General features: G+C 71.5%; 15 protein-coding genes and 1 pseudogene. 4 read left to right on the top strand and 12 right to left on the bottom strand.

Going from position 1 to position 20,811, the window contains the following annotated elements:
* Window positions 1-369: 369 nt before the first annotated feature.
* From OG538_RS05465 to OG538_RS05455, 3 genes and pseudogenes are all read left to right on the top strand, one after another.
* Window positions 370-1,563, top strand: coding sequence for a lycopene cyclase family protein (locus OG538_RS05465; RefSeq protein WP_406099992.1), 1,194 nt, complete (start codon window positions 370-372; stop codon window positions 1,561-1,563).
* Window positions 1,560-1,829: pseudogene (locus OG538_RS05460) on the top strand (class I SAM-dependent methyltransferase); the annotation flags it as partial. The gene OG538_RS05465 and the pseudogene OG538_RS05460, both read left to right, overlap by 4 nt.
* A 41-nt stretch (window positions 1,830-1,870) precedes the next feature.
* Window positions 1,871-3,433 (top strand): FAD-dependent oxidoreductase, encoded by a 1,563-nt coding sequence (locus OG538_RS05455; RefSeq protein WP_406090696.1) that lies wholly within the window; start codon window positions 1,871-1,873, stop codon window positions 3,431-3,433.
* A 45-nt stretch (window positions 3,434-3,478) separates the two neighbouring features.
* On the opposite strand, the gene OG538_RS05450 is transcribed toward OG538_RS05455, so the two are convergent.
* From OG538_RS05450 to OG538_RS05405, 10 genes are all read right to left on the bottom strand, one after another.
* A complete protein-coding gene (locus OG538_RS05450; protein WP_406090694.1) occupies window positions 3,479-4,489 on the bottom strand; it encodes a DUF5914 domain-containing protein in 1,011 nt (336 codons plus the stop codon).
* Window positions 4,486-5,481, bottom strand: a complete 996-nt coding sequence (locus OG538_RS05445; RefSeq protein WP_406090692.1) for a phytoene/squalene synthase family protein — start codon at window positions 5,479-5,481, stop codon at window positions 4,486-4,488. Before OG538_RS05445 ends, OG538_RS05450 begins: the two co-directional genes overlap by 4 nt.
* Window positions 5,468-7,039, bottom strand: a complete 1,572-nt coding sequence (locus OG538_RS05440) for a phytoene desaturase (RefSeq protein ID WP_406090690.1) — start codon at window positions 7,037-7,039, stop codon at window positions 5,468-5,470. Before OG538_RS05440 ends, OG538_RS05445 begins: the two co-directional genes overlap by 14 nt.
* Window positions 7,036-8,175 carry a polyprenyl synthetase family protein gene (locus OG538_RS05435; RefSeq protein WP_406090688.1) on the bottom strand — a complete coding sequence of 380 codons (1,140 nt, stop codon included), beginning with the start codon at window positions 8,173-8,175 and terminating at the stop codon, window positions 7,036-7,038. Before OG538_RS05435 ends, OG538_RS05440 begins: the two co-directional genes overlap by 4 nt.
* A gap of 134 nt (window positions 8,176-8,309) precedes the next feature.
* Window positions 8,310-9,806, bottom strand: coding sequence for a cryptochrome/photolyase family protein (locus tag OG538_RS05430; RefSeq protein WP_406090686.1), 1,497 nt, complete (start codon window positions 9,804-9,806; stop codon window positions 8,310-8,312).
* A 13-nt stretch (window positions 9,807-9,819) separates the two neighbouring features.
* A complete protein-coding gene (locus OG538_RS05425; RefSeq protein WP_406090684.1) occupies window positions 9,820-11,193 on the bottom strand; it encodes a cryptochrome/photolyase family protein in 1,374 nt (457 codons plus the stop codon).
* 857 nt (window positions 11,194-12,050) lie between these two features.
* A complete protein-coding gene (locus OG538_RS05420; RefSeq protein WP_406090683.1) occupies window positions 12,051-12,482 on the bottom strand; it encodes an STAS domain-containing protein in 432 nt (143 codons plus the stop codon).
* A complete protein-coding gene (locus tag OG538_RS05415; RefSeq protein WP_406090681.1) occupies window positions 12,479-13,573 on the bottom strand; it encodes a B12-binding domain-containing protein in 1,095 nt (364 codons plus the stop codon). The genes OG538_RS05420 and OG538_RS05415 overlap by 4 nt, the downstream gene beginning before the upstream one ends.
* Complete coding sequence (locus tag OG538_RS05410) at window positions 13,570-15,246, bottom strand: SpoIIE family protein phosphatase (protein WP_406090679.1); 1,677 nt, start codon at window positions 15,244-15,246, stop codon at window positions 13,570-13,572. The genes OG538_RS05415 and OG538_RS05410 overlap by 4 nt, the downstream gene beginning before the upstream one ends.
* Before the next feature lie 238 nt (window positions 15,247-15,484).
* Window positions 15,485-16,666 carry a PP2C family protein-serine/threonine phosphatase gene (locus OG538_RS05405; RefSeq protein WP_406090677.1) on the bottom strand — a complete coding sequence of 394 codons (1,182 nt, stop codon included), beginning with the start codon at window positions 16,664-16,666 and terminating at the stop codon, window positions 15,485-15,487.
* A 96-nt stretch (window positions 16,667-16,762) separates the two neighbouring features.
* Here OG538_RS05405 and OG538_RS05400 point away from each other — a divergent pair, with 96 nt between their 5' ends.
* Entirely contained in the window at window positions 16,763-17,251 is a 489-nt protein-coding gene (locus tag OG538_RS05400; protein WP_406090675.1) for a MarR family transcriptional regulator, read from the top strand.
* A 171-nt stretch (window positions 17,252-17,422) separates the two neighbouring features.
* On the opposite strand, the gene OG538_RS05395 is transcribed toward OG538_RS05400, so the two are convergent.
* Window positions 17,423-18,811, bottom strand: coding sequence for a DUF2252 domain-containing protein (locus OG538_RS05395; RefSeq protein WP_406090673.1), 1,389 nt, complete (start codon window positions 18,809-18,811; stop codon window positions 17,423-17,425).
* Between the two features lie 415 nt (window positions 18,812-19,226).
* Window positions 19,227-20,459: a PP2C family protein-serine/threonine phosphatase gene (locus OG538_RS05390; RefSeq protein ID WP_406099991.1), complete on the bottom strand. Its 1,233-nt coding sequence runs from the start codon at window positions 20,457-20,459 to the stop codon at window positions 19,227-19,229.
* Window positions 20,460-20,811 lie beyond the last annotated feature (352 nt).

The raw sequence follows: 20,811 nt of genomic DNA, 5'->3' as shown, positions 1-20,811 counted from the left end.
CGCCGGAGCCGTCGGCCGGGGTGCGCCCGTGGCCCTCGCCGGACGCGATCCGAACCGCTTGCCCTACGCGGTCCCGCCGTACCCGGGCGCTGCACGCCGGGCCGGTTCGGCGGTGGCGTCGGGCCCGACGGCGGAGTTCTGCCCTCCGACCGCTCGCTTCGATGCCCATGAATCCGCACCGTGCCCTCGCGTACGGGGGGCCCGGCCGGGGCATCGCGACACCGGCTTGGCCCGTCGCCCGGTAGCGGGCACACCGTCACCACTGCCCGGGGGCGGCGACCCGCGACAGGCGGCCGCCGAGCCGGTGCGCGCGCCGGACGGAACGCCCGTCGTGGAACGGCGAGCCCGGTGACACCCCGCTCCGCCGACATGTCCGATGTGGTCGTGGTCGGAGGCGGCGCGGCCGGTCTCAGCCTCGCGCACCGCCTGGTGGAGACCGGCAGCACCACCGTGACCGTGATCGAGCCGCCGGACGGTCCGCTACGCCCTGCGGAGCGGACCTGGTGCTACTGGGACGCGGGTGTCGACGGTCTCGAAGAGGTCGTCAGCGCGTCCTGGAACGTGGTGCGCGTGCACGGCGCCGACGGCCGCCCGATCACCGTCGAACCGTCCCCGTTCACCTACCGCATGGTGCGTTCCACAGCCTTCGAACGACTGGTCCACGGTCACCTGGCCCGCTCGGAGGGCGGGCGCGTCCTGCGCGCGACAGCGGAATCGGTGCACAGCGTGCCCGGCGGCGCGGAGATCCGCTGCGCATTGCCCGGCGGCCGGTCGCGGACACTGCGCGCCCGCCACGTCTTCGACTCGCGGCCGCTGCCTGCCCTGCCGCCGGCGCGCACGCAGTTGCTGCAGCACTTCCGCGGCTGGTTCGTACGCACCGGAACCGACCGTTTCGACCCGGCGGTCGCGGACCTCATGGACTTCAGGGTCCCCCAGCCGGCACACGGGCTCGCCTTCGGCTACGTCCTGCCCCTGGCGCCGGACCGGGCACTCGTGGAGTACACCGAGTTCTCCCGCAACACGCTGACCACCGAGGCCTACGAGGCGGCACTCGGTCACTACTGCCGCGACATCCTCGGCTTCGGCACGTTCACGGTGGAGCGGGCGGAGCAGGGAATCATCCCGATGACCGACGCCCGCTTTCCACGACGGGCCGGGTCCTCCGTGTTCCGGATCGGGACAGCGGGCGGCACCACCCGTCCCGCCACCGGCTACACCTTCGCCGCGGCGCAACGACAGAGCAGAACCATCGCCGCCACCCTGCGCGACGGGCACGGAACCGTTCCCGCGCCTTACGGGCGACGCGCGCTGGCCATGGACGCGATATTGCTGCGCGCTCTGGACACCGGGCGGATCAACGGCCCGGACTTCTTCACCAACCTGTTCCGCCACGTCCCGGCCGAGCGCCTGCTGCGGTTCCTCGACGGCACGACCTCGCTCCGGGAGGAGTGGGGGATCGGGCTGCGCACCCCTGTCCGCCCGATGCTCCTCACGGCAGCCGAACTGCCTTTCCTGCCCCGCCGTTCCCGGCCCCTCGCAAGAAGCGGAGAGAGCCACCGATGAGCCTCCTGCGCGACCACGACCTGGCCCGCGCCTTCGACCACGCCTCCCACACCTACGACGGCCTTACCACCCTCAACCCCGGCTACCGCACCGGCCTCCTGCGATCGGCCCGCCGTCTCCGCCTTCCCGACGGCGGAGCCGGGCTGCATCTGCTCGACCTCGGATGCGGCACCGGCGCCTCCACCCGAGCCCTGCTCAGAGTCGCGCCCGCGGCCCGGATCACGGCCGTGGACACCTCCGCGGGCATGCTGCGCCGCGCCCTCCTCGCCCGCAACGGTGGTTCGACCACGACAAGGGAGCGAACCCAGTGACAGCCCGCAGCACCGCCGCCGCCGGACGAGGCCGTGACCGCAAGGCCGAGATCCTGTTGCCCGCACCTGGCGCGGAGCGTTTCCGGCGCGGGGAAGAACCGTCCGTCGCCGTGATCGGTGGCGGAATCGCCGGTCTGGCCGCGGCCACCCAGCTGGCCGAACGCGGCGCCCGCGTGACCCTGTACGAGAAGGACGGTTCACTCGGCGGCCGGCTCTCCGGCCGGCGCACCACACTGGCCGACGGCTCTCCGGTGACCATGACCCGCGGGTTCCACGCCTTCTTCCGCCAGTACTACAACCTTCGCGGTCTGCTCCGTCGTACGGACCCCGCCCTTTCGCGACTCACCCCGCTGCCCGACTACCCCCTGCGGCACAGCGGCGGCCTGACCGACAGCTTCGCCCGCGTCCCGAGGACCCCGCCCTTCAGCGCGCTCGGATTCGTCGCCCTCAGCCCTACCTTCGGCTGGCGGGACCTGGCCGCCATGGACGCCCGGGCTGCGCTCCCTCTCCTCGACGTGCGCGTGCCCGAGGTGTACGAACGCTTCGACGACGTCAGCGCCACCGGTTTCCTGGAGAGCGTGCGCTTCCCGGAAGCCGCGCATCACCTGGCCTTCGAGGTCTTCTCGCGCAGCTTCTTCGCCGACCCGCGCGAGCTGTCCGCCGCCGAACTGCTGCTGATGTTCCACATCTACTTCCTCGGATCGGCCGAGGGCCTGCTCTTCGACGTGCCGAGCGAGCCCTTCCCCCAGGCGCTCTGGGACCCGCTCGGCGACTACCTCCAGAGCCTCGGCGCCCACGTGCGCACCGGCACCCCCGTGCACGCCGTCCTTCCCCGCGACGGCGCGGGAGCGGACGTGTGCACCGAGACCGGTACCGACCACCACCAGGCCGTGGTGTTCGCCCTCGACGCCGGTGGACTGCGGCAGACCGTCGCCGCGTCCCCCGGCCTGGGCACCTCCGCCTGGCGCGAGAGCATCGCGGCCCTGCGTACCGCACCGCCCTTCCTCGTCTCCCGGCTCTGGCTCGACCGGCCGGTCCGCGCCGACCGGCCGGGGTTCCTCGGCACCAGCGGCTACGGCGGGCTGGACAACATCAGCATCCTGGAGCGGTACGAGGGCGAGGCCACCCGCTGGGCCGCGCGTACCGGGGGCTCGGTCGTGGAACTGCACGCCTACGCCGCCGATCCCGCGGCGGAACGGAAGGACGTGCAGGCCATGCTCGTCGACCAGCTGCACGAGGTGTACCCGGAGACCCGGGAGGCGCGCATCGTCGATGACCGGCACGAGTGGCGCTCGGACTGCCCGCTCTTCGAGATCGGTTCCCACCGCCGGCGCCCCGCCGTGCGCACTCCTCACTCATGGCTGACCCTGGCCGGTGACGCGATCCGCTGCGACCTGCCCGTCGCCCTCATGGAACGAGCCGCCACCACCGGCTTCCTGGCCGCGAACGCCCTGCTCGCCGACCGGGGCGTACGGGGACAGGTGCTGTGGACCGTCCCCCGGGCGGGCCGTTCACCCGTGCTCCGGGCGCTCGGCGCGATGGCGAGGCGTCGTCCGTGACCGGGGGCCTCCCGCCCGCCGGGGCGGGAGGCCACGGCTGCCGGCTCAGCCGGGGAAGCGCCCGGTACTGCGCAGCGCCCAGCGCCGTTCGGCGTAGGCCAGGTCGTCGCGCCACAGGCGCCCGGCCGTCCGGCGCATCAGTGGGCGCAGCGCAGGAGCGGCGGCCCGGGCGAGGGCGAAGCCCGACCGGTTCGAAGCGGCGACTGTCGCCTCGACCACCGCGGTGCGCGGCCGTTCGTGGTCCAGTCCGGTCAGCGGCGTCGCGTGCGTCTCCACCACGGAAGTGGACCCCTCGCCCTCGGTGATGCGCATGACGACCGTGCGCGGCTCCGGAGCGGTGAACTCCGCCCGCACCGGGACCACCATGCGCCCGGCGACCCGGAAGGAGACGTCGACGACGAACGCGTCGTCCTCCTCGCCCTGCGGCTCCCGTACCACCGACAGGTCGACGAACGAGTACGGGTGAAACCACGAGCCGTGCCACGGGTCGAGCCGGTTGGCCACCACGTCCTGCGGTTCGCACCGCCCCACCGTCGTGAACACCGCGTCCACCCCACTGCCCGTCGGGGGGCGCAGGGGCACCATGGGGCGCTCCGTGGGCTCCTCGCCGCCCACCTCGTCCAGCCGTGCCCAGATCAGTACGCCGTCGTCGTGCACCGGGAACGGCTGCCAGCCGGCGGTCGGAGAACCGTCCAGCGCGAGGCCGTGCCAGTGGCACACCAGCGTGCCGCACACCACCCGGCTGTCGCGCAGGGGAGCGCCGAGGTGCGGGCAACTGCCCGGCCCCGCGTGCAGATCACCGTCGTCCGAGCGCCACAGCACCACTTCCACACCACCGACCGCCGTGCCGTAGGGGCGCCTTCCCGGACGCACGTCCCGGGATGCGCCGACCACGAACCAGTTGCCGGAGGGCCGGGCGGATGCCCGTTTGAGCGCCTCGGCGATGAGCGCCGGCCGCGCCTGACGCCAGGTCGGTGCCTGTGCCGCCCAGCCCGGACCGGAACGTCTGCGCCGCAGGGGTGGCGACCAGTGCTTCCCGTTCCTGCGTCCACTCACCGAACCGGTCCCTTCCCCCTGGTCGCCGGACCGCTCGCCGCGACGGCGCGGCGCGGGGCGCGTGCGCGCCACCGGGCACCGGCCACGCGCAGCACACCACCCGCGGCGGTGGCCGCACGACGCCGACGGGACACCACCGCACGCCGATGCAGCACGGTGTAGTCCTGCTCAGCGATCGCGTCGAGAATCCCGCCGTAGAGGGTGAACGCGGCGCGGATACAGGGACGCACCCGCGGATCGAGCATGGCGATGCCCGGCTCCGCCGTCCGGTACACGTCCCGCGTCATGGCTGCCGCGTCCACCAGGGCCGCCCGGATGCGCGCGTCGCGGTGCCCAGTGCGTCGGCTCCACTCCAGCAGCGTCCGGTCCACACCGTGGGCGGCGAGCAGGTCGCCGGGAAGGTAGACACGGCCCCGGTCGAGGTCCTCGCCCACGTCCCGCAGGAAGTTGGTGAGCTGGAACGCCACGCCGAGCGCTGCCGCGTGCGGTGCCGCTTCCTCCCGCGGCGTGACCGTGCCGAGGACCGGCAGCATCTGCAGGCCGATCACGGCCGCGGAACCATGCACGTACACCTGCAGATCGGCATAGGTCGGATAGTCCGTGACCGTCAGGTCGGCGCGCATCGAGGAAAGGAAGTCGGCGAAGAGCACATGTCCGATGCCGTACCGGTCGGCGGTGTCGGCGACGGCCCGAACCACCGGTTCGCTGCCGGTACCGGTGCGCAGCCCGCCGGCGAGATCGCTCTCCAGAAGGTGCAGCAGCCGGTCCCGCTCCTCGGGCGTCCGGTGCCGGTCGAGGTCGTCCACGATGTCGTCCGCCCAACGGGCGAAGCCGTACAGAGCGTGTACGGCGGAGCGGCGTTCCAGCGGCAGCAGACGCGTGGCCAGGAAGTAGGTCTTGCCGTGACGGGCGTTGAGCCGTCGGCACTGGGTGTAGGCGGCGCGCAGCGCGGGATCGGTGATCCCCGCCGCGTCCAGTTCATGACGGGTCATCAGTACCTGCCGGGGCCGGGACGGTGGACACGTCGGCTGTGGCCGGCAGCGGACGCGCTCGTGCGGGCCGGCGGCCACTGCCGCCGGTGATGCGGGCAGCCGCGAGCTTGCCGCTGATCAGCACGGTCGGAACGCCGACGCCCGGAGTGGTCCCGCATCCCGCGAGGACCACGTTCTCCACGCCTCGTACGAGGTTGCGCGGGCGGAACGGTCCGGTCTGGGCGAATGTGTGGGAGACCGAGAAGGGGCTGCCGGCGGCATGGCCCTGCGCCGCCCAGTCGAGGGGGGTGACCAGGACCTCTTCCTGGACGCTGTCGGCGAACCCGTCCAGGCCCCGGCGTTCCAGTTCGCCGATCAGACGTTCGCGGTAGCGCGGACCGAGGTCTCGCCACGCGGCGGCCGGGGGACCGACCGTGGTGTTGGGACAGGGCGCCAGGACGTAGTGGAGGTGGCGCCCCGGCGGTGCCAGGGAGGGATCGTGGGTGGTGGGGCGGGTGATCAGCAGAGAGGGATCGCTCATCAGCTCGCCCGTACGGGTCAGTTCATCGAACGTGCTCTCCCATGCGGCGCCGAAGGAGATGGTGTGGTGGGCGAGGTGCGACCAGGTGCGGTCGGTGCCCGCGTGAAGTACCACGGCGGACGGTGAATGACGCAGGCGTGCCGGGCGCCGTGGCCGACGCCCCAGAAGCTCGTAGGCGGTCGGCAGCTCGCAGGTCAGCACCACGGCGTCGCAGGGGATGCGCTCGCCGGAGGCCAGGCGTACGGCACGTACCCGCCCCGCCGAGCGCTCCAGTGTGCTCACTTCGGAGGTCCAGCGCAGATCGGCGCCGGCTTCCGCCGCCGCGTCGGCCATCGCACGCGGGAGGGCGTGCATGCCGCCCTTCGGGAACCAGACGCCGGCGACGGTGTCCATGTACGCGATCACGGCGTAGGCCGCGAGTGCGCGGGCCGGGGCCACGCCGGCGTACAGCGCTTGGAAGGAGAAGACGCGGCGCAGGCGGTCGTCGGCGATGAAGCGGCTGATGCGGCCGTCCAGCCGGCCGAAGCCGCCCAGCGCTGCCAGCCGGGCCAGATCCGGGTGCAGCAGCTGGAAGGGGGAGTCGAAGTTCGTGTCGATGAAGCGGCGCATCTGCGCCCGGTACAACCGTTCCAGCCACTGCCTCAGGTCCCGGTACCCGGCCGCCGCCGCCGGTCCGGCGAAACGCCGCACCTCTGCCTCCATCGCCTCACCGTCGGTGCGCACGTCGAGCGAGGAGCCGTCCGCGAAGCATGCCCGGTAGGCCGGGTCCAGAGCCATCAGCTCGACGCGCCGGTGGAGGCTGTCACCGACGGCCGCGAACGCCTCGTCGGCCAGATGCGGCATGGTCAGCACCGTGGGGCCGGTGTCCATCCGGTATCCGCCCACCTGCACACGGCCCGCCCGGCCGCCTGGGCCGGCGTCGCGTTCGACGACGGTGACCCGGCGCCCCGCGCCCAGCAGGTGCAGGGCGCAGGCCAGTCCGGACAGTCCGGCGCCCACCACGACCACATGGTCGGTCGGCCCCGTCACGCCCTTCACGCGATCGCCTGCGCACGGCGCGGGCCCACGCCCGTCGCACGCTGGACCAGCGCGGCGAACTCGTGCCGAAGGGCCGGGTGTGCGCCGCTGCGTTCGAAGTGGTCGAGACTCATTGCGGTCAGCTCCTCGATCTTCGCCTCCACCAGGTCCCGGGCGCCGGTGCGTCTCAGGGCCGCCCGCATCTGCCGCACGGCGTACTCGGACTTCGGGACCGTGTCCGGAGCCAGCGCTGCGGTGGCTTGGTGGTCGCCGGCCGTGTCCGCGAGCTGGACGGCGAGGGCGAGGAGGTAGGTGAGCTTGCGGGACCGCAGGTCGTCGTCGGCCGGTTTGCCGGTCAGCGCCGGGTCGCCGAAGGCGCCCAGGAGGTCGTCACGGAGCTGGAAGGCCAGCCCGGCACACCGGCCGGCCGCCCGCAGGGTGTCCAGCACGTGATCGTCGGCCCCGGCCAGCGACGCGCCCAGCGCGAGTGGGCGGGCGACGGTGTACAGAGCACTCTTCAGGGTGGCGATGGCCAGTGCCTCGTCGGCACCGGACGAACGAGCGGCCTGGGCGTGCAGGTCGCGGTACTGTCCGGCGACCATCTCGGTGCGCATCGCCCGCCACTCCTCGTGCAGGCGCGGTCCGTGCGGCGTACCGAGTGCCGTCTCCGTCAGCAGGTCGTCCGCCCAGGCCAGCGCCAGGTCCCCGACGAGGACGGCGGCCGATGTCCCGAACGACTCCGCGGAGCCGTGCATGCCCGAGGCCCAGTGCCTGCGCGCGAGTTGCACGTGCATGGCCGGGGCACCCCTGCGTTGCACTGAGCCGTCCATCACGTCGTCGTGCACGAGGGCGCACGCCTGGAGCAGCTCCAGAGCGGCTCCTGTCCGCAGGACCGCGGTGGTGTCACCCGATCCGCCCGCGGCACGCCAGCCGCAGTGCGTGAACGCCGTGCGCAGCCGCTTGCCGCCGCGCTCGACCAACACGGCCAGGCGCTCGGCCAGCTCCCTGGCGAAGACGGGATCGACGGCGCGGGAATGGCGCAGTCGCTCGTCGAGGACATGCATGAGGACGCTGCCCACCGCGTCCGTGGCGTCGGCCGCGGCGAGAGGATCTTCGACGAGTCCGGCCGGTGGGACCGCCATCGGCTGTCCAGACATGCACAACCCCTTCTCACTCTCGGTCATCCGAACGTCAGTGCTTCCGCCGGACGTCCTGATACGGATGCGCCGTCTCCTGCCGAGTCGGCGCCGGCGCCGGGTCAACTCATCCCGGCGGCCCATCGGTATGCGGCTCATGGCGGCGCGTCACCTCGGGCGTGCTCCTGTTCGCGTACGTCCGCGATGTCGGTGAGCCGGTCGAGTTGCCGCACCGGCTGGGCGACGCGGTGGTTGCCGGCCAGCAGCTTCCGGTGCCGGTCGAGGAACGCCCAGTAGCCCGCGGTGTAGGGGCACGCGCTCTCGCCGGTCCGGTCGCCCGGCCGGTAGACGCACGGACCGCACAGGTCGCTCATACGGTTCACGTACGCGCCGCCCGATGTGTAGGGCTTGGTCGTCATCCGGCCACCGTCGGCGTACTGGGACATGCCGATGACGTTGGGGAGCATCACCCAGTCGAAGCCGTCCACGAAGCAGCGGTGGAACCAGTCGGTGACGGCGGCGGGGTCCCAGCCACGCTGGAGTGCGTGGCTTCCCAGGATCATCAGCCGCGGGATGTGGTGGGTCCATCCCGTGTCGCGCACCTGCGCCAGGACGGTACGCAGACAGTTGGCCCGGACGGCCTCCGCGTCCAGGTCGTTCCACCAGTCGGGCAGCGGGGCGGTGTGCGAAAGCTCGTTGGAGTGCCGGTAGTCCTCGCCGAAGTACCAGTACAGCTGCCAGACGTACTCGCGCCAGCCGGCGATCTGTCGAACGAACCCTTCCACGCTGTTCAGCGGTGCCCGGTCCTGGCGCCACGCCGTTTCCGCCTGCTCGACGCATTCGGCGGGGTCCAGCAGGCCGAGGTTCAGGGAGGAGGAGAGCAGACTGTGGCTCATGACGGGATCGGAGCCGAGCATGGCGTCCTCGTAGGGCCCGAACGTGGCGAGTCGCTGGTCGATGAAGCGATGCAGGGCCCGTAGTGCCTCCGTGCGGGTCGCAGGGAACAGGCGCGGGCCGTCCCGTCCGACGAAGGAGACGTCCCCGTCACGCTCCCACCGGTCGAGGTCGTGGCGGACCTCGTCGTCGATGTCGTCCTCACGGGGCCTGTAGGGACGGCCGACCTGGAGGGCGGTGGTGTCGCGGGGCGGGCGTTCCCGGTTGTCGTGGTCGAGGTTCCACCGGCCCGACGCGGGCTGGTCGCCGTCCATCAGCAGGTCGTGACCGCGACGCACCCAGTGGTAGAAGTCCTCCTGCCGCAGGCGCTTCCCGCCCTGGCCGTCCGCCCAGGCGGAGAAATCGGCCGTCGGTACGAGGAATCCGCGCGCGGGTCCCACAGTCACCTGGGGGAGGGCACGCATCAGGCGGAGGGCCGCGTGTGAGGTGGGGTGGTGGACGCTGACCGGACGCCCGTGCGTCGCCCGGTCCAGGCCCTGCCGGTAGGTGTCGGCCCGTACGTACGTGAGGCGGTCGCCGAGCTCTGCCGCGCGGTGGCGCATCGCGGACAGCACGAGGTGGGCCTTGGCCCGGTGGAACCGGCGCCGCCGGAAGACGGAGCGCGCCTCGATCATGAGCAGGGGCGTGTCGCGTCCCGGTCCTCCTTCGCCCGGGGCGAGGAAGTGCGGGCCGAGTTGGTCGCCGAAGAGCCAGTGCACGACGGGTGCCTCCTCAGTCCCGGCCGCGGGCGTGCTTGAAGCGTGCGAGCCCGTCGGCGAGGTCGATGAGGGGGGCCGGGTAGTCGAGTCCGTCGCGTTGTCCCGCCGGAAGCCGCCAGGGTTCGTGCACCTGCTTGCCCTCCACGTCCGCGAGCTCGGGGACCCAGCGGTGTACGTAGGTGCCGTCCGGGTCGAACCGCTTCGCCTGGAGGAGGGGGTTGAGGACGCGATGGGGCCGGGTGTCGGTACCGGTGCCGGCGACCCACTGCCAGTTGAGCTGGTTGTTGACGACGTCGCCGTCCACGAGGAGGTCCAGGAAGTGCCGTGCGCCGATCCGCCAGTCGACGTACAGCGTCTTGGTCAGGAAGCTCGCCACCAGCAGGCGTGCGCGGTTGTGCATCCAGCCTTCGTGGCGCAGCTGGCGCATGGCCGCGTCGACGATCGGGTATCCCGTGCGGCCGTCCCGCCATGCGGCGATGTCCTCGGCCGCGTCGTCCTCGTTCCGCCACTGGTCGTGGTGGGTGCGGTAGTCCTTCCCGGATGCCTCTGGCCGTGCCGCCAGCACTTGGTGGTGGAAGTCCCGCCAGCACAGCTGACGTACGAACGCGTCCGCGCCGGGGCCGCCGTGCTTGCGGGCCCGGTGGACGAGTTCCACCGGGGAGAGCGCTCCGAAGTGGAGATACGGCGACACCTTGGAAGTGGCGTCACCCGCGAGGTCGTCGTGGCGGTCCTCGTACCGGGACAGTCCGGAACGCGACCACCGCGAGAACAGGTCACGCCCGGACGTCTCCCCTCCGGGCGGAAGACCCGGCGAAGTGCCGGTCACGTCGGCACGCTCGGGCAGTGGCTCGCCGTGTGCCCCGTCGGGGACGGGCACGGACCGCGGCGCGGAGAGGGGACTCCTCATCGACTCCTGGGACCAGCGGCGGAAGTAGGGGGTGAAGACGGCGAAGTGGTCGGATCCGGCGGGTGTCACCGCTCCCGGGGCGAGGGCGGTGATCACCGTCTCGTGCACGCGCAGTGCCACACCACTGGCGCCGAGTGCTTCGCCCAGTCGTTCCTCACGGCGGTCGGCATACGCGGTGACGCCCGCGGCCATGTGCACCTCGGTGGCCTCGCACTCTGCGGCGACCGCGCAGACCTCCCGGACGACCGGGCCCGCACGGACCACGAGGCGGCCGCCGCGCCGGCGCAGTGAGGCGTCGAGGTCGTTGAGGCAGTCGGCGAGGAAACCCCGCCGGTTGGGCGCGTCGAAGCCTGCCGCGTGGATCCCCGAATCGAGCACGAACAGCGGCACCACCTCGTCCGCCGCCTTGAGCGCGGCGTGCAGCGGTGGATGGTCGTGCAGACGCAGGTCCGAGGTGAACAGGACGACCGCGACGGTCATGGCTTCACTCCTGGCGCAGTGGTGCGTGAACGGGTGCCTGGTGCTGCACACTTCGTCGGGGGTGGCGGCGCCGGATGCACCGGTCGGGCACATCACCCCTGCGGGTGGTCAAGCGCCTGGCGGCCGCCCGGGTGACGCTGCGGGCCGCGCCGCCGAAGCCGCCGGCGTGGCAGGGGGATACGGCCCACCAACAGGCGTGACCGAGGAGCCCGCACGGGTGAAGGTGCGCACGTGCGGACCGTCGATGTCGAAGGCCCGGTCCACGTCGTCGGCAGGCGACGTCGACACCGACCACGGCCTCCTGGACCCTCTCGGCCTCGGTGGACCGGGGCCGGTCCCGGAGTCGGCGGCTGAGCGGACCGGGCACGGCCCTCGACGACCGGCCTCCGGCTGCTCCGGCGTCGAGCGCCCGCCGATGTAGCCGGACGCCCCGGTCACCGGCCGGAGCAACCGCTCCGCCCGCCCGCTGTCCGTCCATCGCCACGGTCCCTTCTCCCGGCCCGTTCCACGGCACCGTGCCCTCTGGACCGATCATGGACCCCACGACGTGACCCTGCCTGTTGCGGCGAGGCGGCCCGCGACCGTGGCGAGGCACCGGGAGCCGCCCGGTTCCGCCCGGGTCTCAGGGCGAAAGCCGCGCTACGGCGCGGGGGTACGCCACGTCCGTCCGCAGCCCCGCATCGAAGCCCCACGTCCTGCCGCTGTTCAGCGACCGGCCCGTCTCCGGGCCCGTGGCGAAGGGCATGTGCGCCGGCCCCGGCTTGCGAGGGGGTGCGGTGCGGCCGTCGCCGGCGACCGGTCCGCTGCCGGCGCTGCTCCGAGGTCTCGCTCACCACCCCGGCGATGGGGTGTGGTGGTCAGACGGTGGGCGCGGGGGGAGGAGAGGTCTGCGCCTGGGCTTCGGCCGGAGCGGGCGCCTCGTCCGCGTGTGTACGTGAGGCCTGCCGGGGCTCGCGGCCGTCCGGGGCGAAGAGGTGACGGATTCCGGTGACGCGCAGGAGTCGCTCCAGGAAAGGGGGCGGGTTCTCCAGGTGCAGGCGCACGTCACGCGCCGTGGAGCTGCGATGGATCTGGATGAGGGTGGAGACGCCCATGGAGTCGCACGCTCTCAGCTGGGAGCAGTCCAGGTGCAGCGCGCGCAGTCGTGACTGCTCGGCCATGCACCGGTGCGCGTACTGGAGGAGTTCGTCGGCCGTGTCGTAGTCCAGATCCCCTGCGAGCCGCAGACGTACGGCCTCCGGTCCGGCTTCAGCGGCCAGCTTGAAGGAGGGGCGGGGCATCGCGGTCATGTGAGAGCTCCGGGGTGTCGGCCGCCGGCTGCCGCAGTGCTGTCCAGAGCCAGGCGCGCCTGGTCGAGCAGCCGGGTGGACCGGGGAAATTCGTTCAGCTCGGCCGCCAGTATGCCCAGGGCCGGGTGCAGTGACCGGGCGGAGACATCGCGCGCGGTGAGGATGCCCGCCGTCCAGGTCATGAAATTGGTGAACAGGTCGTCGTCATCGACGTAGAGAGCCACTGTCAGGAACTCGACGATGTGCGCGATGTCCTCGGCGGTGCGCTGACGCTGCTGATCGCTGTAGGCGGCCATCGCCGGGAAGCGCTCTTCCATCTGTGTGAGCACCTGTTTGACGAGCTGCTCCTGGGAGCGGGTGACGAGGGTGTATTCCTGGTCCGACAGGTGGGGTAGGTCATCGATCTGCAGCCGCCCGGCGGCCAGGTTGGGCGCGGCGATCCCGTCCGCGAGCTTCTGTGCGGCGGTGCGGGCGTCGGGAGCCCAGACGTCGGCACCGAGGAGGCGTGCGTAGCGGCCGTCGGACCCGAAGGCGGCACCGCCGACGAGGACGGGTACGCCGACGGACTGGCAGGCGGTGATCGCGCCATGGGCTGCGGGGAGCCGGGTGGGGATGGAGGAGGAGAGAGCCACCACGTCCGCACCGGCGCGATGGAGGTGGGCGACCAGGTGGGGGGTGGGGACCTGGGCGCCGAGGAAGTCGACCTCCCACCCCCGCAGGGTCAGGACTTCGGCGAGGAGTCGGGCAGGCAGGACGTGCCACTCCTGCTCCACGCAGGCCACGGTGACCCGGCCGAGGTGGGGTGTGGTGCGGGAAGAGGGGCGGTGGGCGACGGCGGCGACGACGCGCTCGGCTATGGCACTGGCGGCGTGTTCCTGGGCGACGGTGATGCGGTTGGCCGCCCATTCGGTGCCGACCCTCATCTGCACGGGGGCGATGACGTCGAGGAGGACCGACTCGGCGTCCATGCCGTTGTCCAGGGCGGCGAAGACGAGGCCGGCGGCCGCGAACTCGTCGCGGTCGACCGCCGCGGACCACAACCGGTCCTGCAGTTCCTGGAGCTCGTCGTCGGCGGTCGTGTACGGAGTCATGCGGTGTACCTGCCCCGGGTGTGGCCGTTCACCGCGCTCAGGTGGTTGGTGAGGGGAGCGGTGATAGCGACGACGGCCATGTCGTCGTGCCGGCCGCTGCGCAGCCATTGGGAGACGAGCATCTGGATGTGCTCGACGACTGCTTCGCTGGGCATGTTCGCGCATTCCGACAGGGCCTGCTTCAGGCGTTCCTCGCCATAGAGCTCGTTCCCGAGAGGCCCGCCGCGGGCCTCGGTGATCCCGTCCGTGTAGAGCAGACAGGTCTCACCGGGGCGCAGGGTGGTTTCCACGGTGTGGGCTTCGACGTGGGAGAGGGCTCCGATCAGGGTGCCGTGGGTCTCGATCTCGTCGACCTCGCCGTCGGCGCGCACCACCAGAGGCGGGGGATGGCCTGCCGAGGTCAGGCGCAGCCGGACCGTGCTGTCCGCACGCTGGACCGAGGCCATGACCATGGTCGCGAAACGGGTGTGGTGCGAGTTGAGCAGGCTTCCGTTGAGGAGCTGCAGCATTCGCTGGTGATCATCGGCCATCGGTATGAGTGCCTGCAGGGTGTTGCGGATCTTGCCGGTCAGTACGGCTGCGTCCAGACCCTTGCCACAGACGTCGCCCAGGACCACCAGCGAAGCCTCGGCCTCGGTGCTGCCCGGGTGGACGTCGTAGAAGTCGCCCCCGACCCGCTCGACAGCACCGGCCGGCCGGTAGCCACCGGCGAACTCGACCCCGTTGATCCGGTGCAGTTGGGGCGGCAGCAGATCACGCATCAGCGTCGTGGTGATGTCGCTCTGCTCGGCGTACATCCGGGCGGCAGACAGGGCGGCACCTGCCCGAGCGGCGAACAGCCGGGCGAAGATCTCCTCGTTCTCCGTGAACTGACCGTTGCCGCGAAGCAGGATCAGCGCACCGGCAGGAGCGCCGTGGCCGGGCAGCGGGGTGATGACGACCGACCCGATCGTCCCGGTGTACCCCTCGGGGGTGACCCAGTCGGGCAGCGTCGTGGGGTCGAGCCAGCGCGAGGGAACGGGCGGGAACCCCTGCAGTGCCTCCTGCAGGCCCGGTAGTTGCGACGGGTCGGCCACGATCAGGCTGCGGATGACGTCCTGCCCGGAGATGGCGTGGGCGACGGGCAGCTTGTGGCCTCTGGCCGGGGCAACCACGACCGCCGCATCCGCGAGGTACTGGGCGGCGAGTTGCGCGGTGACCGTCATGCACCGGTCGGTGTTCAGGGAAGCCAGCAACACATTGGACGCCTCCGAGAGGAACGTCGTGCGTTCGCGTTCGATGGCCAAGGCCTGCTCGGCGAGCCGCCGGTCGGTGTCCTCGACCAGCCACCACACCACGTTCCCGTCCTGCCCCCGGGTGGGATGTGCCACGAAGCTCTGTGCCTCGATCTGCCCCGACACCGAGGTGAGCGCGCCGCCGCACCGAGGGTTCTGAGCCGGAAGCACGGCGCGCAGGCCCACCTCGTGGTGGGCTTCGGCGAGCCAGACCGGGACCACGTCCGCCATGGAGGACCCGGGCAGCGCACCCTCCAGAAGATGGGATGCCGCAGGGTTCATCGACATGACGGTGCCGTCCGCGTGGGCTTCGATCACGGGATACGGGGCCATGCCCCACACGTCGGACGCCGGACGCACTTGAGCCTTCGTAACGGAGCTTCCCTTGACTGGGGCCATGAGGGGGGACTCGCCTGTGGCGAGCCGCACCACCTTCCACCTGGACGAAAATACTTACCTTGCGGCAACCATCCCCCAGGTGTGCGCCTCCTGGCAACCCGCCCCCGCGCGACATGTCAGCGCGGACGGCCCACCGCGGAGCCGTGCACACGCCGTGGTTTCGGTATCTTCACCGAAAGGTCATGGACGGGGGTGTCACGCGCTTCACCTTGGTGGGTCGTCGAGTGACATATCCGATTCAGTCCCTGCTCGGGCGACCGTGCCAGTCCAGGCAGACGATCAGGGAGTCGTCCGCGGCCGGACCCGCGCCACGATGGCCGAGCAGCTCCTGCAGCATCGTCCTCGGCACCTGCGAAGCGGAGAGCGCACCCGTGCTGGTGATCGCTTCGGCCAGTGCGTGGAGGCTGTACTTCTCGCCCGCGGGTGACAGGGCGTCGTAGACACCGTCGCTGATGAACAGCAGCCGGTCCCCGGGCTCGACGGTGAAGTGCTGAGGGGCGTAGACCGTGTCCTCGAACATGCCGAGGGGCATCTGGTCGTCGAGGTGGATGGGCTCGACGACTCCGTCGCGCAGCCGCCAGATGCGGGGTGAACCGGCGTCGATGATCTCCACGTGCCCGGTCGGCAGATGGAAGCGGAGCAGCAGTGTGGACAGGAACTGCCGGCCCTGGTGCTGGCCGTAGATGGCTTGATCGGCCAGGAACGCCTGATCCGCCAGGCTCAGCCCGGCGCGGCGCGCATTGCGCAGGGCGTTGATCGCGAGGTTGGTGAGCAGGGCGGCGTCGATGCCCTCGCCCATGCCGTTGCTGACTGTCAGCGTGAGGTCGTCGGCTGAGGCGGACCAGTCGAAACTGTCGCCGAAGATCGCGTATGCGGGCTCCAGCTGAGCGCCGAGGCTGTACTCGAGCCGGGAGCACGACCGGCCCGGCAGGAGCTGCCACTGCATCTCGGCGGCGAGAGTCAGCCTCTCGGCCCGCCGGGCCTGGAGAAAGAGGTCGGTGTCACGTTCCGCCACGACGACCTCGTGCGCCAGCGCACTCGCGCACTCCTGAAGGTCGTCCACGGTGCCTGCCGCGACGTCGTCCGCGCCGGCAGGCAGGGTGACGCTCAGCACACCCAGCCGGTCACCCCGGACACTGACGGGCAGATGGACCGTTACGGTGGAGAGGGAGCCGTTCCGAACGGTGCAAGGCTCCTGGGCGCCGAAAGCACGGCCTTCGTCGGTGTCATGCATCGACAGGGGCGAACGGGTTCGCGGAAGGACGCCGACCGGTTGGAGCTGAGTCATGGCGTAGTCGGCCATCAGCAGGTCCACCGCCAGGGCGTGATGGCGTCGCTCGATCAGAGCGCGAAGAACGTCGAAAATCTCATGAGGTGCGGCCTCACGCAGAGCGCGCTCGACTGCACTGGGTCTCTTCACCGCTGCTTGTCCTGCCTTCCCTGGCATATCTTTACTTGTGCGACTGCTCATACCGACCGGCCGAAACGGGGCAAAAATGCCCCACGGGAGTGTCACATGCGCGAGGATCTCTCCGCTCTCCACCCGCCGCTGCCCGACGCCCTGCCGGAGGTGGTCCAGGCCCTGGAACTGCTCGAAATCGCTTGGGAGCGCGGTCGCGACGTCCTGACCACAGCTCCTGTCTCCACCGCACAGACGCGCGTGATGTACATCATCCAACGTGAACCCGGCATCAACCTCAGCACCCTGCGCCGCCACCTGTCCGTAGCCGCACCCTCGGTCACCCGCCTGTGTGACCGTCTCCAGGCAGCCGGCTTCCTCCGCAGAACCCCTTGCACCGAGGACCGCCGCGAAGTACAGCTGGAACTCACCGAGGCGGGCTCGGCCCACCTGCGGGAGATCCGGCGCCGCCGTGAGCATGCCCTGTCCCAGGCCATGAACCGAATGACGCCCGAGGCGCGTCAGGCCCTGACCACAGGACTGGTCGCCTTCTGCGACGCCGCTTCCGAGCCCTTCCAGCCCACGCGCCACCTGCACACCGCCTGAACCGTCCGTGTGCGCCCTCCGAGCCGTCGGCACCGTGCTCGGCTCGGCCCGACGGACCTGATGGCAGAACGCATCCGGCGCCCGGCCCGGGACCCCACGCAGTTCGTGAAGGTGCGGGGTGCCTTCAAGCGACAGACCCCGGAATCCCGGAGACGCGGCGTCCCCACCGTCTCAGCCTGCCTCGGCGGGCAGACGCCCGGAGCGGACGGCGTCGACGAGCGCCTGGTGGTCGCGCTCGTTCTGGTCGGCGTAGCGCTCGGCGAAGGTGACCAACGCGCGGTCGAAGCTGTCGCCGCCGCCCAGATAGGCGGCGATCGCGATCCGGTCGCCGGACCGGGCGTGAGCTCGGGCCAGTGTCGCGCCGCACAGTGCGCCGAAGGTACGCATGCCGCGCGGAACCATGTCCTCGGCCGTCGCGACCCACTTCCAGTCCCGCAGCTGCCTCACGTAGAAGTCCCGCCGTCGGCCATCGATGCCCTCGGCGCGCTCCCAGCCCAGAAAGATGTCGCTGGTGGCCTGCATCAGCCGCTGGCCGGCGACCACCCTCTCGCCCTGCGTCCGGTACGTGCTGGCCCCCACATGGGGCGCCAGCACCGACTCGTCCGCCTCCTTGGCCTGGAGGAAGAGGGGATCCTCGTCGTCACGGCCGAGCAGCAGCACGATCCAGCAGCGGGTGCCCACACTGCCGACCCCGACGACCTTGCGGGCCATGTCGGCCACGCGGTACTGCTCCAGCAGGAACCGCCGGTCGGACTGCAGGGTCTGGCCGTAGCGCTCGATCAGGCGGTGGATCTCCTGTTCCACATCGCCGCGCTGGTCGTCGGGCAACAAGTCCTCAAGGCGCGTGATGAGCGGTGGATCAGGGGCGATGCGCCGTTTGCCGTCGACGACTCGGGTGAATTTGTCGAACGCTTGAAGGGTGTCGCGCGAACGTGCCCGGGTCACGGCCTGTGCCCACCGTGCGCGGCCCCGCGAGGACAGGTCCGCCCCGAACCGGGCCCGTACCCAGTCGACGTCGAACCGGGCGTACCAGACGGCTGTGTTGCCGAGTCCGGCGTAGGACCGCATGGTCTCGCGGTACGACCGCACGGTGGCCCGGACGATCGCTGCCCGCTCCTTGGTGCTGAAGCCGTTCGCCCGGCCTGCGATGACGAGACTGGTGGCCAGGCGCTTGACGTCCCATTCCCACGGGCCCGGCAGCGTCTCGTCGAAGTCGTTGATGTCGAACATGAGCCGTCGTTCGGGTGAGGCGAGCAGCCGGAAGTTCAGCATGTGTGCGTCACCGCACAGCTGGGCCCGCAGTCCGGACGTCGAGGTGCCGGCGAGATCCGACGCCATGACGGCGGCCGCCCCCCGGTAGAACCGGAACGGCGACTCGGACATCCTGCCGTAGCGGATCGGCACGAGCTCCTGCACTCGAGTCGCCGACTGCGCTGCGATGATCTCCAAGGGGTCCGGCCGCTCGGATCCGGGCTCGAACTCGGCGTGGCCGGACCGGGGTGCGGAGGCGCGCGCAGCCTTGCCGCGTGACGCCCGCTCCTGCGCGGTGAGGTGCTTCATGTCGTCCGTCCAGGGGGTAGACGGTCAGGACCGTGTCGAGGGGACTTCGGCCGTCGAGCGGCGCCGCACGGGACGGGCCGGCGCGGGCTCGCGTACGGCACTCGCCCATCCGGAGCCTGGGGGCGGACTCCTCGGCCCCCCGGACCGTGGCCCGGGCAGCGAGAACGCCGTCGCCGTTCGGCGTCGAGGCCCCGGCTGCGCCGTCGGGGCCTCGCGGGAGGTGCAGGGCATGACTCTCACTACGTTTGCAGAACTGCCCAAAGAGTCAAATCGGACACGATTCCGGATTTTTTGTTCCTGCCACAGTCGGGTCAAGCAGAGCCGAACCAGGCCAAGTCAAACCAGGACAAGCCAGGCCGAACAAGGTCGGGCCGCTGTCGGGCCGCATCCATCCCGGGGCAGTCGACGAGCCAGGTCACAGACGGATGATGACCAGCGCCGTGTCGTCGGTGTTCCCGTCGGGCGGGAGGAGTTCCGCAATGAGCGCGTCGGCCAGGCCTTCGGGACCGGCTTGCCCATGGCGGACGAGGGAGTCGGCGAGGCGGGCCAGGCCCGTGTCGATGTCCTCATGGCGGCGTTCGATCAGGCCGTCGGTGTACAGGACCAGAGTGGCGCCCTCCACGAAGGCCGTGGTGGCCTCAGGGCGGGGGACGTGTTCGGGACGGGCGCCCAGCGGCGGATCGGTCGCCCGGTCGAGGAAGGCCACCGTGCCGTCGGGGTGGAGCAGGGCGGGCGGAGGATGGCCCGCGCTGCTGTAGGTGATGGTGAGGGTGGCCCAGTCGATGAAGGTCTTCACCACGGTGGTCGACTCCGCACCCTCGACATGGCGCGCATACAGTCCGAGAGCTTCCAGGGCCTGGGCCGGGCCGTTGGCCACACGGGCCGCGGCGCTCAAGGCGCTGCGCAGCTGTCCCATGACGCAGGCCGCTCTCAGGCCGTGACCGACGACGTCGCCGACGGCGACCGCGATGCGGTCGCCCGGCAGGTCGACCAGGTCGTACCAGTCACCACACACGTTCAGGGTGCCGACGGCGGGCTGGTAACGGACCGCTGCCCGGTGGTGCCCCACCGGCATCGGTGCCGGAAGCATCGCGTCCTGGAGGGCCAGGGCGATCTCGCGGTCGCGCGCCTGAGCCCGGCGCAGGCGTTCGTTGAGCTCCTGCAGTTCACGGGCGCGGGTGTAGAGCTCGGCTTCCAGCACGCGGGCCGGGCTGTTGCCACCGCCGGAGCCGCCACGGGCACGGATGAGCTCGGTGACCTCCTCCACCCGGTGCAGGACCAGCGCCACACTCCCGTCCGGGGCGAGCACGGGTGCGTTCACCGGGCTCCAGAAGTGCTCACCCCAGTGCCCCGGGCGCTCGCGATCCTCGATGTCGTAGCGCACCAGCGCCATGGTGTCCCGCTCGCCGGTGGCCACCACCCGCAGCATCGACGCCTTGGTCTCCCGCATGCCGGCCGCCGCCGGTTCGTTGGGGTTCTCGGGGAACACGTCGAAGATGTAGCGGCCCACCAACTGCTCTCGGGTGCGCCCGGCCAACCGGAGAAAGTCCTCATTGGCGTCGGCGTAGACCAGATCGGGGCCGAGCAGTGCCACCATGCCGGGGAGGGCCCGGAAAACCGCCTCGTAATCGATCTGCGGGTGCCGCATGTGCTGTCCGCCTCGGTCCTGATCGGGGCTGTACTGCTCCACGATACGAGTGAATACGCTGCGGCGCCCGAGGGCTGCCCAGGCCCGGGCCGCCCCTCCCGGAGCCGAAACGGGCTGTCCCGGGCCGGGATGCTTCTCCGCCGGCCGCAGCGTCGGCCCCGGCACCTGTGCCGGGGCCCGAAGCAAGGGGGGTGCGGTGATCCACCCGGTGGCGCGCTCCGGTGCGGCTGCCGTGACGGGGTGCTCCCCGGGCCCCGGACACCCCGGGGAGCACCCCGTCACGGCGGTTCGAGGTGGAGCACGCCCTCGGGCACACCCGCGGCGCCCCGCCCTGCGGTCGGCCGCCACTCTC

Origin of the sequence: Streptomyces sp. NBC_01013, from assembly GCF_045162765.1 — a bacterium.
Taxonomy (GTDB): Bacteria; Actinomycetota; Actinomycetes; order Streptomycetales; family Streptomycetaceae; genus Streptomyces.
Note: the sequence above shows the minus strand (reverse complement) of the source record. Positions and strands in the feature narration are given on the sequence as shown.